This is a genomic window from Klebsiella sp. CN_Kp104, assembly GCF_040064515.1.
Classification (GTDB): domain Bacteria; phylum Pseudomonadota; class Gammaproteobacteria; order Enterobacterales; family Enterobacteriaceae; genus Klebsiella; species Klebsiella aerogenes.
Map to the genome: position 1 here is coordinate 12,839 of NZ_JBEAII010000045.1, position 11,652 is coordinate 24,490.

The 11,652-nt window shown below is 57.1% G+C and carries 13 protein-coding genes; 4 read left to right on the forward strand and 9 right to left on the reverse strand.

All coding sequences use genetic code 11. The features are described 5' to 3' along the window. Positions 1–43: 43 nt before the first annotated feature. Positions 44–1,339 carry a transcriptional regulator PtsJ gene (ptsJ, locus tag ABLU80_RS22985; RefSeq protein WP_032712127.1) on the forward strand — a complete coding sequence of 432 codons (1,296 nt, stop codon included), beginning with the start codon at positions 44–46 and terminating at the stop codon, positions 1,337–1,339. A 13-nt stretch (positions 1,340–1,352) separates the two neighbouring features. After that, entirely contained in the window at positions 1,353–2,069 is a 717-nt protein-coding gene (locus ABLU80_RS22990; protein ID WP_032715065.1) for a type 1 glutamine amidotransferase, read from the forward strand. Between the two features lie 43 nt (positions 2,070–2,112). On the opposite strand, the gene cysM is transcribed toward ABLU80_RS22990, so the two are convergent. The 9 genes from cysM to ABLU80_RS23035 all read right to left on the reverse strand — a co-directional run bounded on the left by cysM (position 2,113) and on the right by ABLU80_RS23035 (position 9,632). After that, positions 2,113–3,024, reverse strand: a complete 912-nt coding sequence (gene cysM, locus ABLU80_RS22995) for a cysteine synthase CysM (protein ID WP_348850494.1) — start codon at positions 3,022–3,024, stop codon at positions 2,113–2,115. A 98-nt stretch (positions 3,025–3,122) separates the two neighbouring features. Then, positions 3,123–4,217, reverse strand: a complete 1,095-nt coding sequence (cysA, locus tag ABLU80_RS23000; RefSeq protein WP_015365491.1) for a sulfate/thiosulfate ABC transporter ATP-binding protein CysA — start codon at positions 4,215–4,217, stop codon at positions 3,123–3,125. Then, a complete protein-coding gene (gene cysW / locus ABLU80_RS23005) occupies positions 4,207–5,082 on the reverse strand; it encodes a sulfate/thiosulfate ABC transporter permease CysW (RefSeq protein WP_015703135.1) in 876 nt (291 codons plus the stop codon). Before cysW ends, cysA begins: the two co-directional genes overlap by 11 nt. Then, positions 5,082–5,915, reverse strand: coding sequence for a sulfate/thiosulfate ABC transporter permease CysT (cysT, locus tag ABLU80_RS23010; RefSeq protein ID WP_015365489.1), 834 nt, complete (start codon positions 5,913–5,915; stop codon positions 5,082–5,084). Before cysT ends, cysW begins: the two co-directional genes overlap by 1 nt. Beyond that, positions 5,915–6,931 carry a sulfate ABC transporter substrate-binding protein gene (locus tag ABLU80_RS23015; protein WP_015365488.1) on the reverse strand — a complete coding sequence of 339 codons (1,017 nt, stop codon included), beginning with the start codon at positions 6,929–6,931 and terminating at the stop codon, positions 5,915–5,917. Before ABLU80_RS23015 ends, cysT begins: the two co-directional genes overlap by 1 nt. Positions 6,932–7,139: 208 nt before the next feature. Beyond that, entirely contained in the window at positions 7,140–8,039 is a 900-nt protein-coding gene (locus ABLU80_RS23020) for a Dyp-type peroxidase (protein ID WP_032715067.1), read from the reverse strand. Positions 8,040–8,133: 94 nt separating this feature from the next. After that, positions 8,134–8,709, reverse strand: coding sequence for an RpoE-regulated lipoprotein (locus ABLU80_RS23025; protein WP_015703137.1), 576 nt, complete (start codon positions 8,707–8,709; stop codon positions 8,134–8,136). 61 nt (positions 8,710–8,770) lie between these two features. Beyond that, complete coding sequence (locus tag ABLU80_RS23030) at positions 8,771–9,220, reverse strand: DUF2919 domain-containing protein (RefSeq protein ID WP_047044705.1); 450 nt, start codon at positions 9,218–9,220, stop codon at positions 8,771–8,773. Then, positions 9,207–9,632 (reverse strand): GNAT family acetyltransferase, encoded by a 426-nt coding sequence (locus ABLU80_RS23035; protein WP_015365484.1) that lies wholly within the window; start codon positions 9,630–9,632, stop codon positions 9,207–9,209. Before ABLU80_RS23035 ends, ABLU80_RS23030 begins: the two co-directional genes overlap by 14 nt. A 211-nt stretch (positions 9,633–9,843) precedes the next feature. Between ABLU80_RS23035 and amiA the strand changes: the two genes are divergently transcribed. Beyond that, positions 9,844–10,716 carry an N-acetylmuramoyl-L-alanine amidase AmiA gene (gene amiA / locus ABLU80_RS23040; protein WP_015365483.1) on the forward strand — a complete coding sequence of 291 codons (873 nt, stop codon included), beginning with the start codon at positions 9,844–9,846 and terminating at the stop codon, positions 10,714–10,716. Then, positions 10,716–11,615: an oxygen-dependent coproporphyrinogen oxidase gene (hemF, locus tag ABLU80_RS23045; protein WP_047038280.1), complete on the forward strand. Its 900-nt coding sequence runs from the start codon at positions 10,716–10,718 to the stop codon at positions 11,613–11,615. Before amiA ends, hemF begins: the two co-directional genes overlap by 1 nt. The last annotated feature ends 37 nt before the right edge of the window (positions 11,616–11,652 follow it).

Consider the following 11,652-nt stretch of genomic DNA (forward strand, 5'->3'; position numbering starts at 1 on the left):
ATCATTCGTCCTATGCTAAAATTCATTTTGTCATAGGTCAATAATGTTCACCGGAAAAACCGCAAGCGAGATTTTCGATAACATCCGTCATCTGGTGCAGAGCGGCGCGTTGCAACCCGGCGAGGCGCTGCCGCCGGTGCGCGAACTGGCAGGCGAACTGGCAGTCAACCGCAATACGGTGGCGGCGGCCTACAAGCGGCTGGTGACTTCAGGGCTCGCCGTCAGTCAGGGGCGTAACGGCACGGCCATTAAGGCGCGCAATACGCTTAATGCGGTCGAGGGTGGCGATCCAACGACATCGCTGATTGATATTTCCGGCGGCAATCCGGATCCACGATGTCTGCCGGATATTGGCCGTTTTCTTCCGCAGCTGGCGCAGACCCCGCACTTATATGGCGATGCCGCCGTTGAGCCACGGCTGGCTGACTGGGCCCGGGAGTGGGTCAGCGGTGATATCGGCCAGGAATTTGACATCAACTTGACCAGCGGCGCGATTGACGCTCTGGAACGACTGCTCTGCGCGCTGCTGCTACCCGGCGACAGCGTCGCGGTAGAAGACCCCTGCTTTCTGAGCAGCATCAATATGCTGCGTTACGCCGGTTTCCAGCCCAGCCCTGTCGCCGTCGACGGTGAAGGCATGGACCCGGAGCGGCTTGAAGAAGCACTGCGCAACGGCGCCCGCGCGGTAATACTGACTCCACGCGCCCACAACCCGACCGGCTGCAGTTTGACGCCGGAGCGCGCACAAGCGATTCGCGCCGTGCTCGCCCGCTATCCGCAGACGCTGGCGATCGTTGACGATCACTTCGCTCTGCTCTCAGCGACATGCTGGCACAATCCGCTACCTGACGGCATTCAGCGTTGGGCGCTGGTGCGCTCAATGTCCAAAACCCTGGGCCCGGATTTGCGGCTGGCGATAGTCGCCAGCGACCCGACAACCTCGGCGGCGCTGCGCCTGCGCCTGAACGCCGGTAGCCAGTGGGTCAGCCATTTACTACAAGAGCTGGCGTTCGCCTGCCTGAATGATAGCGCTTTTGCCGCTTCTCTGACTGCGAGCCAGCGCCATTATCAGCAGCAAAATCAGCAGCTCGCCGCCGCGTTGGCCCGCCACGGCGCTGGCGATTATCCGCCTGGCGATGGTCTTAACTTCTGGCTGCCGCTATCAGCCGCCAGCCAGCCGCTGGCGCTGCGTCTGGCGCGGGCCGGTTGGCTGGTGCGTGAAGGTGAAGCCTTTGGCGTGAAAACACCGGCGCACGGCCTGCGCCTGTCGCTGGGCGCCTTAACCGAGGCGCAAATTGAACAACTTGCACACGATTTATCGCTGGTCTTACCTTGTTAAACACGGGAGTTTTATGCGGATCCACTTTATCGTTCATGAAGTTTTTGAAGCGCCTGGCGCCTATCTGCGCTGGGTTAACGCGCGCGGCTATCAGGCCAGCTGGTCGCGAGTTTATGCAGGGGATCCGCTGCCGGCGAATGCCGAAGGTTTCGATATGCTGGTGGTACTTGGCGGCCCGCAATCACCACGCACCACGCTTGCCGAGTGCCCATGGTTTGATGCCCATGCCGAGAAAAACCTGATTGCCCAGGCGATTGCCGCCGGGCGTATCGTGGTCGGGATTTGTCTCGGATCGCAGCTCATCGGCGAAGCGCTGGGGGCGCCGGTGATGCAAAGCCCGGAAAAAGAGATTGGCCACTATCCTATCATCCTGACCACCGCCGGACTGCAGGATGACAACATCGCCCATTTCGGCTCATCGGTGGTAGTCGGTCACTGGCACAACGATATGCCGGGCCTGACGCCTGCGGCAGAAGTCCTGGCTTCCAGCGAAGGGTGCCCGCGGCAAATCGTCAAATATAGCGATCGGGTCTACGGTTTTCAGTGCCATATGGAGTTTGACGCGGAGGTCATTGAGTTATTAATTACCCACTCGCAACATGAACTTGCCGCCGCAAAAGGCAGGCGCTTTATTCGCAGCGAAGATGAAATGAGACAATGGGATTATCGCGAGATGAATCAAAAACTATGGGCGTTTCTGGATAAGCTGGTAGCGAAACACGCACTTTAGTTAACCGACCCCCAAGCCTGGCATGGGGGCCGTGATAGCGCGTTTAGATACCCGCCCCCTGGCTGAAGTGTTCTTCGCCGAACACGCCGGTTGACAGATAGCGATCGCCGCGATCGCAGATGATCGCCACCACCACCGCGCCCGGATTGGCGCGAGCAATACGCAGCGCCCCGGCAACCGCGCCGCCGGAACTGACGCCACAGAAGACCCCTTCCTGTACGGCCAACTGGCGCATCGTGTTTTCCGCATCCTGCTGGTGGATATCCAGCACCTCATCCACCAACGAGGCATTAAAAATGCCCGGCATATATTCCTGCGGCCAGCGGCGGATCCCCGGAATGCTGCTGCCCTCTTCCGGCTGTAGCCCAATGATGCTTACCGGCTTCGCCTGTTCGCGCAGAAAACGCGATACGCCGGTAATGGTACCGGTGGTGCCCATGCTGGAAACAAAGTGGGTGATACGCCCGTCCGTCTGGCGCCAGATCTCCGGGCCGGTGGTGGTGTAATGGGCGTATGGGTTATCCGGATTGTTAAACTGATCCAATAGCTTACCCTCGCCACGCTCTGCCATCGCGGCGGCCAGATCGCGAGCGCCCTCCATCCCCTGCTCTTTGGTGACCAGGATGAGTTCAGCGCCGTAGGCGCGCATTGCGGCGCGCCGCTCCTGGCTCATGTTGTCCGGCATCAGCAGTTTCATCTGATAGCCTTTTAACGCCGCAATCATCGCCAGCGCGATACCGGTATTACCGCTGGTCGCCTCGATCAATACATCGCCGGGTTTAATTTCGCCGCGCTTTTCCGCTTCGACAATCATCGACAGCGCGGCGCGATCTTTTACCGAGCCTGCCGGGTTGTTGCCCTCAAGCTTGAGCCAAATTTCGCTGCCGTTGTCCGGCCCCAGACGTTGTAATTTCACCAGCGGCGTGTTGCCAATTGTTTGTTCTAATGTGTTCACTTCAGCTGTCCAATAAAAAGCCCGGCCGCGTCATGCGCTCCGGGCTGTCAGCCGGGGCAGCGCTGAGCCGCCCGGCAAAAGCACGTGGATTTAAGCTATCAGGCCGACTCTGCCAGAGCAAGTTCGCCGCGCGGCTCGATGCGCTCGGTTCCGTTATACAGGCGCGCATTCTGCAAGCCGACAAACAGGCGTTCGCCGCGGGACGGAGCCTCATCGCCCGCCAGCACCACGCTCAGCGGTTCGTCATACCACCCAAGAGGCTGGACGACTAATTGGGTGTAGTGCCCCTTCGGACTAGCTTCCAGCACCTGCACCGGCAACGGCGAATCCAGGCTGGTACGGCGGCTGATATCTACTTCCCACGGCCGCAGGAACAGATCGACCGGCCCCTGGTATGCCGGGGTATAGCCTAAAGGCCAGCGGTGGGCGCCGACGTGGAACTGGCCGCCGCGAATGGTGCCCTGCAGGCGGTTAACTTCGCCCATAAACTCGAGCACAAAACGGGTCGAAGGTTCACGCCAGACGCGTTCAGGCGCATCGGCCTGTTCGATGTTGCCCTGGCTCATTACCACTACCCGATCGGCGACTTCCATCGCCTCTTCCTGGTCGTGGGTAACAAACACGCTGGTGAATTTTAATTCTTCGTGCAGCTGGCGCAGCCAGCGGCGCAATTCTTTACGCACCTGCGCATCCAGCGCGCCAAAGGGTTCATCCAGCAGCAGAATTTGCGGCTCGACCGCCAGCGCGCGCGCTAACGCCACGCGCTGCTTCTGGCCGCCGGAAAGCTGCGCCGGATAACGGTCAGCAAGATGGGCCAGTTGCACCATCTCCAACAGTTTGGTCACTTTGGCTTTAATCGCCGCCGCATTGGGACGCTCACGGCGCGGCAGCACGGTCAGGCCAAAGGCGATGTTATCGAATACCGTCATATGTCGAAACAGCGCATAGTGCTGGAAAACAAAGCCCACTTTACGATCGCGCGCGTGCATTCGGCTCACGTCGGTACCGTGAAAACGGATATGGCCGCTGGATTGATGCTCCAGCCCGGCGATAATCCGCAATAAGGTGGTTTTACCGGAGCCGGACGGCCCCAACAGCGCAACCATTTGCCCGGAAGGGATATCCAGCGAGATATCATTCAGCACCTGGGTGCGACCAAACGATTTCTTAATATTGGCAATCTCAATGCTCATGATTTCCCTCCTGTTGCGCGCGTTTTTCCTGATTGGCCAGACGCCATTGCAACATACTCTTTAAAAACAGGGTCAAAATAGCCATTAACGTCAGCAGGGCCGCGGCGGTAAACGAACCGACGGTGTTGTAGTCCTGCTGCAGTAATTCAATTTGCAGCGGCAGCGACAGCGTTTCGCCGCGGATCGAGCCGGAAACGACCGACACCGCGCCGAATTCGCCAATCGCGCGGGCGTTGGTCAGCACCACGCCGTACAGCAGCGCCCAGCGAATATTGGGTAGCGTCACCCGGCGGAACATCTGCCAACCGGAAGCGCCGAGCAGTATCGCCGCTTCATCTTCGTTGCTCCCCTGGCTCATCATCACCGGTACCAGCTCGCGGACCACAAACGGGCAGGTGACGAAGATAGTCGCCAGCACCATACCCGGCCAGGCGAACATGATCTGCATGTTGTGCTCATCAAGCCAGCCGCCGAGTGGGCCGTTGGAGCCGTAAAACAGTAAATAAACCAGACCTGCCACCACCGGCGAGACGGCGAACGGGATATCCAGCATCGTCAGCAGCAGCTGGCGGCCAGGGAAGGTAAAGCGCGTCACCAGCCAGGCCAACAGCGTACCGAATACCAGATTCACCGGCACGGTAATCAACGCGATCATCACCGTCAGCCAGATGGCGTGCAGCATGTCCGGATTGGCCAGGTTTTCCAGCACCGGCATTAACCCTTTACTGAAAGCCTGGACAAAAATATAAATCATCGGCACCACGAGGATGAAGGCGGATACCAGCATCCCGACGCCGATCAGAAACCATTTGCCCCAGTTGATCCGGGGCGCGTCATAGCGCTTCAATTGAGTAACTTCCGCCATTAGTGACCTACCACGCGTCGACCAAAGCGACTCTGCAGGGTGTTGATAGAGAACAGCAGCAGCAGCGAAGCCGCGAGGATCACCGAGGCAATCGCGCTCGCCGCCGGGTAATCAAACTCCTGCAAACGAATGAAAATCATCAGCGAAGTCACTTCCGTTTTCCATGCGATGTTGCCGGCGATAAAGATCACCGCACCGAACTCGCCAAGGCTGCGGGTAAACGACAGCGCAATCCCCGCCAGCAGGGCTGGCGACAGTTCAGGCAGCACCACTTTGCGGAAACTCTGTAAGCGCGTCGCGCCGAGGGTTTCCGCCGCCTCTTCATATTCCGGCCCTAACTCTTCCAGCACCGGCTGCACGGTACGCACCACAAACGGGATGCTGGTAAAGGCCATCGCCACCGCGATGCCAAGCCAGGTATAGGTCACTTTGATATCAAACTTCGCCAGCCACTCGCCGTACAAGCCATTAACCGAGAACAGCGAGGCCAGCGTCAGGCCCGCCACCGCCGTCGGCAGCGCGAACGGCAGGTCCATTAGGGCATCGAGCAGCGTACGGCCTGGAAAACGATAACGGGTAAGAATCCACGCCATCAGCAGGCCGAACACGCCGTTAAAAATCGAGGCCACGAAGGCCGACAGCAGCGTGACTTTATAGGCGGCGACCACCTGAGGGTTGGTAATCACCTCCCAATACTGCGCCCAGCTCATCTGCGCCAGCTGCATCACCAGCGCGCTGAGCGGCAACAGTAAAATCAGGCACACAAACAGCAGGCTGGTGCCAAGGCTCAGGGTAAAGCCCGGCAGCACGCGCTTGGACGACACAGCCAACATTACTGACGCCCCGCTGCCAGCAGTTTGTCCAGCTCGCCGCCGCTGACGAAGTGGGTTTTCATCACTTCAGGCCAGCTGCCAAACTGGTCTTCCACGCGGAACAGTTCGGTCTGCGGGAATTTATCTTTCAGCGACGCCATCACTTTCGGATCGTTCACGCGATAGTAGTAATCGGTGATGATGGTCTGCGCCTGCGGACTATAGAGATAGTTCAGGTAGGCTTTCGCCGCTTTTTCAGTACCGTTGGCCTTAACGTTTTTGTCTACCCACGCGACCGGGAATTCGGCGAGGATATTGACCTTCGGCACAACGACTTCGAACCCCTGCGCTTCATACTGTTTACGGATGTTGTTAACTTCCGATTCAAAAGTAATCAGCACATCGCCCAACCCGCGCTCGACGAAGGTGGTCGTCGCGCCGCGACCGCCGGTATCGAATACCTCGACGTTCTTCAGGAACTGGGTCATGAACTGTTCGGTTTTGGCTTTATCGCCGCCATCGGCTTTGTCCGCCGCCCCCCAGGCCGCAAGATAGGTATAGCGCGCGTTGCCTGAAGTTTTAGGATTCGGGAAGATCAGCTTCACGTCAGAACGCACCAGATCGTTCCAGTCATGAATATTTTTGGGATTGCCCTTACGCACCAGGAACGCCATGGTCGAATAGAACGGCGAGCTGTTATTCGGCAAACGGCTCTGCCAGTCTGCCGGGATCAGGTTGCCTTTATCATGCAGAATCTGGACGTCCGTCACCTGGTTATAGGTCACGACGTCAGCCTTCAGACCTTGCAGAATCGCCAACGCCTGCTTGGAGGAGCCCGCATGTGACTGCTTAATGGTCAGCTTGTCGCCGCCGTTTTCTTTTGCCCACTGCTGTTCAAAAGGCGGATTAAGGGCGGCGAACAGCTCGCGGGAAACATCATAGGAACTGTTCAGCAGTTCAGTCGCCTGCGCCTGCGCCACCAGCAGCATGGAAGCTGCCAGCGCCAGATATCCTTTTTTCAGTGATTTAACGGCCATTGCGCACCCTTATCAAAAATGATCATTTACTGATGATCATCATATTTATAACGAGTACGAAAGGAGTAACGGTTTTATATACCGTTTGGCGATTTGGAAGTAGAAAAGAGAATAAGCAACTGGCAAAGCTTTGCTGAAAGCGGCTGTACGTATGCTGGATTCGCTTACACCCTAACCCTCTGGGTTAGGGTTAGGGTGAGGGGAAAAATTACAGCGCCTGAATACGCTCCAGCGACGGCGCGAAGTAATAACCGCCGGTCACCGGTTTAGTGAAGCGCAGCATGGCATCGCGCTTACCGTCGGTATCGCCGAACATACTCAGCAGCTGCTGCTCAATGTTATACAGGCGTGCGCAGTAGGCGCAGAAGTACAGGCCGTTAGTGCCGCTGGCGGTACCGTATGGCAGGCTCTGGCGGACGATTTTCAGCCCTTTGCCATCTTCTTTTAAGTCCACGCGGCTCAGGTGCGAAGTAATCGGACGCTCGTCGCCATCGATCTCTTCATTGGCTTCTTTGGTACGGCCAATCATCATCTCCTGATCCGGCACGCTCATGCGGTTCAGTTGCTTAAGATTGTGCTCCCAGCGTTGCACGAATACGTAGCTGCCGCCCGCGTCAACGCCGTCTTTAATCACCGCGACTTCACGGCGGGTTTCTTCGCCTGCCGGGTTTTCGGTGCCGTCGACGAAGCCGCTCAGATCGCGTTCTTCCACCCAGCGGAAACCGTGAATTTCTTCTTTCACTTCAATGGCGTCGCCGAAAGCGGCCACCGCCGCCTGGGCGACGGAAAAGTTCACTTCATGACGGGCGGATAAAATATGAATCAACACGTCATACTGCGTGGATGGCGCCAGCCCTTTGCCGTAAACCGGAAAATCTTTTAACTCTTCCGCGCCTTCACCACCGCTCAGCTGACGCCAGACGGTATTGCCGAAAGCGACCACCGCGCCGAGTTTGGCGTCAGGGAATTTAGCCTGGAAGGTGGCCACGTTATCGACAAAAATTTTGCTCGCTTCGCGCAGGGCGTTAACGTCCCCTTTTACATTGGCTTCAATCCAAATCGCCGCGCGGCAATGTTCCGGCAAAATGCCGCTCTGAACCTGAGACATCGCTCCTCCTGAAATGATGCAACCACAACGCTATGACGTTGCTAACGCGCCATTGTAACCGTTTTTATCCGCCCACGTGTCTCTTCAGATCAAATTAGCGACGCCAGATAATTTTGCTGACTTTCCAGTTCTTCAGGGTATCGTCGGACGGCATCAGCTCGTCCGGGCCGCTCCAGTGGCCAGTAAAGGCGTAGCTGATGTGCTGGCTGCCAGGCGCTTTACATTCCACCACCGCGCCGTTGTCGGGAACGCCTTTCTCGCAGTTGCCGAACGCTTTGCCGTACAGCTCGCTAAACGGGGTACCGATTTTCACGCCGCTGGCGGCGGGAATCGCGCTATCGCGCACATCAATGCGGCTCACCGTACCGCCATCGCCGTTGATAGTCAGCGCCAGCTTGTCATCCTTTAGCGCTTCAAAATAGTGAACGATTTTGCCATCCGCGGTTTTCATTCCGCTGCGCAGACGGTAGCTGCCGCCGAGGGCATCGCTAATTGCCTGTTCATTGAGCGGCGTCGACGCCGTCAGTTTACCCACGCCCTGCTCGGTGACCTCGTTGGAGGAACCAAACCAGTTCCATGGATAGGCAGCCGACCAGTTCACCGCGCTCATCGTTGAGCAGCCGGTTAGCGCCAGCGGAAGCGCGCAAAGCATTAGACGTAGCGATTTCATAACTCAATCCTTTCTGATTCATTCAACGCATGTTGGAGTGCGCGATCGGCAAAAAGTGCCATTAAAGCGCTTCAAGGCGAAAACAGGCGTGCAACCTGCGGCTGGTTATCAGCCACCATAGCGCATAAATATCGGCCACCAGCAGGGCGATGGTCAGCGTGGAAGGTGCCTCGCCGGTGAACCACAGCCACGGCTGCCAGGCCAGCAACAGCGCCTGTGAAGCAATCAGCAGCCAGCGCATCAGCGGCCAGATCCGGGGAAAACGCTGACGCTGACCGCTCAACAAAAATGCCGCGACCGCCGGTACGCCGGGCAGTAAACCCAGCCAGAAGTTATCGTGATCGGGATAAAACAGGTTCAGCAGCGCATCCCCCTGCTGGCGGGAGGCTCCGGCCATGACGAACAGCACCCAGGTGCGCGCCTGCAGCAACAGCACGCCCCAAAACAACAGCGGCAGCCGTAAACGACCCTGGGTATCATAATCGGCAGGAATAAATTCAGTATTCTTCATCTTCAATCAGGCGCTTACCCAAGGTGAGTACATCCGAGTGCTCGTAACCGAGACGCTCGTACATCCCCTGCACCACATCGTTATCGTCACGCACCATAATTGAAATTTTCGGGCAACCGCGGGCGATCAGCTTCTTTTCCAGCCGATTGAGCAGCGCATTAGCGATACCGCGGCCGCGGTATTCCGGATGTACGCCAAGATAGTAAGCGGAACCGCGGTGGCCGTCGTAACCGCCCATCACCGTCCCGACCACTTCACCGTTCACTTCCGCGACCAGAAACAGGCTCACGTCGTGGTTGAGCTTACGCTCGATATCCATTTCCGGATCGTTCCATGGGCGCAGAAGATCGCAGCGCTCCCAAAGGGTGATCACTTCTTCGAAATCCTGCTGGCGAAAAACGCGAATCTCCATGGTATTCCCCACCATTTACGGTTAAAAACAGTGATTATGGCGCGAATATGACTGATAGCCAATATCAGGCGAAATCATCAGCAAAAAATGGCATAATATCGCTTTGTCATGTATTGAAATGAAAAGTAAAACAATTCTTATTTTGAGTGGTCGTAACGGGAAACGCGATACGATATAACATTGGACATCACTTGTTTACAATTCAGGCCGAATGAGCACTTTTAAACCATTAAAAATACTTGCTTCGCGCCGTCAGGTGCTGAAAGCAGGACTGGCTGCGATGACGCTAACCGGCGTCGCTTCCCAAGCCACTGCCAAAGAGCAGCCGCTAAAAACTTCCAATGGACACAGCAAACCCGTCGCAAAGAAAGCAGGCAGCAGGCGTCTGGTGATGCTTGACCCCGGTCATGGCGGCATCGATACGGGGGCAATTGGCCACAACGGTTCGAAAGAAAAACACGTCGTGCTGGCCATTGCTAAAAATGTGCGCAGCATTTTACGCAGCAACGGCATCGATGCCCGTCTGACGCGTAGCGGCGATACCTTTATTCCGCTGTACGATCGCGTTGAGATCGCCCACCAGCACGGCGCCGATCTGTTTATGTCGATTCACGCCGACGGCTTTACCAACCCGAGTGCGGCCGGCGCCTCCGTCTTTGCGCTCTCCAACCGCGGCGCCAGTAGCGCCATGGCGAAATACCTCTCCGAGCGCGAAAACCGCGCCGATGAGGTCGCCGGTAAAAAAGCGACGGATAAGGACCATCTGCTGCAGCAGGTATTGTTCGATTTGGTGCAAACCGACACCATTAAGAACAGCCTGACGCTCGGCTCGCATATTCTGAAAAAGATTAAGCCGGTGCATAAACTGCACAGCCGCAATACAGAGCAGGCGGCCTTTGTGGTGCTGAAGTCCCCTTCGATTCCCTCGGTGCTGGTCGAAACGTCGTTCATTACCAACCCAAATGAAGAGAAGCTACTCGGCACAACCGCTTTCCGCCAGAAGATTGCTAACGCTATCGCTTCCGGCATTATTAGTTATTTCCACTGGTTCGATAACCAGAAAGCGCATTCGAAGAGACGTTAATGAAACCCGATGTACAGCAGGTCAAAGCCTTCCTTCTTCAGCTGCAGGATGCCATTTGCGCCAAACTCTCCGCCGTTGACGGCAAGGATTTTGTTGAAGATAGCTGGCAGCGCGAAGGCGGCGGCGGCGGACGCAGCCGGGTTTTACGTAACGGCGGCATCTTTGAGCAGGCCGGGGTTAACTTTTCTCACGTCCACGGCGATGCGATGCCCGCCTCGGCTACCGCCCACCGCCCGGAACTGGCCGGGCGCAGCTTTGAAGCAATGGGGGTTTCGCTGGTGGTGCATCCGCGCAACCCCTATGTGCCGACCAGCCACGCTAACGTTCGCTTTTTTATTGCCGAGAAGCCCGGCGCCGACCCGGTGTGGTGGTTCGGCGGCGGGTTTGATCTAACGCCTTATTATGGGTTTGAAGAAGACGCCATTCACTGGCATCGTACTGCCCGCGATTTATGCCTGCCGTACGGCGACGAGGTCTATCCGCGCTATAAAAAGTGGTGCGATGATTACTTCTTCCTTAAGCACCGTAACGAACAGCGCGGCATTGGCGGCCTGTTCTTCGATGATTTAAATACCCCGGACTTCGACCACTGCTTCGCCTTTATGCAGGCGGTGGGCAACGGCTTTACCGACGCTTACCTGCCGATCGTTGAGCGTCGAAAAACCACGCCTTACGGTGAGCGCGAACGCGATTTCCAGCTTTATCGCCGCGGGCGCTATGTGGAATTCAATCTGGTGTGGGATCGCGGCACGCTGTTCGGCCTGCAGACCGGTGGGCGTACGGAGTCTATTCTGATGTCGATGCCGCCGCTGGTGCGCTGGGAGTATGACTACCATCCGCAGGAAGGCAGCCCGGAAGCCGCGCTGAGCGAGTTTATCAAAGTGAAAGAGTGGATCTGAATTTAGCCACCTGAGACAAAAAAGCCCCGGAATACCG

Coding starts and splice junctions, on each gene's coding strand:
- ptsJ (WP_032712127.1), top strand. CDS start 44: ATGTTCACCGGAAAAACCGCAAGCGAGATTTTCGATAACATCCGTCAT.
- ABLU80_RS22990 (WP_032715065.1), top strand. CDS start 1,353: ATGCGGATCCACTTTATCGTTCATGAAGTTTTTGAAGCGCCTGGCGCC.
- cysA (WP_015365491.1), bottom strand. CDS start 4,217: ATGAGCATTGAGATTGCCAATATTAAGAAATCGTTTGGTCGCACCCAG.
- cysW (WP_015703135.1), bottom strand. CDS start 5,082: ATGGCGGAAGTTACTCAATTGAAGCGCTATGACGCGCCCCGGATCAAC.
- cysT (WP_015365489.1), bottom strand. CDS start 5,915: ATGTTGGCTGTGTCGTCCAAGCGCGTGCTGCCGGGCTTTACCCTGAGC.
- ABLU80_RS23015 (WP_015365488.1), bottom strand. CDS start 6,931: ATGGCCGTTAAATCACTGAAAAAAGGATATCTGGCGCTGGCAGCTTCC.
- ABLU80_RS23020 (WP_032715067.1), bottom strand. CDS start 8,039: ATGTCTCAGGTTCAGAGCGGCATTTTGCCGGAACATTGCCGCGCGGCG.
- ABLU80_RS23025 (WP_015703137.1), bottom strand. CDS start 8,709: ATGAAATCGCTACGTCTAATGCTTTGCGCGCTTCCGCTGGCGCTAACC.
- ABLU80_RS23030 (WP_047044705.1), bottom strand. CDS start 9,220: ATGAAGAATACTGAATTTATTCCTGCCGATTATGATACCCAGGGTCGT.
- ABLU80_RS23035 (WP_015365484.1), bottom strand. CDS start 9,632: ATGGAGATTCGCGTTTTTCGCCAGCAGGATTTCGAAGAAGTGATCACC.
- amiA (WP_015365483.1), top strand. CDS start 9,844: ATGAGCACTTTTAAACCATTAAAAATACTTGCTTCGCGCCGTCAGGTG.
- hemF (WP_047038280.1), top strand. CDS start 10,716: ATGAAACCCGATGTACAGCAGGTCAAAGCCTTCCTTCTTCAGCTGCAG.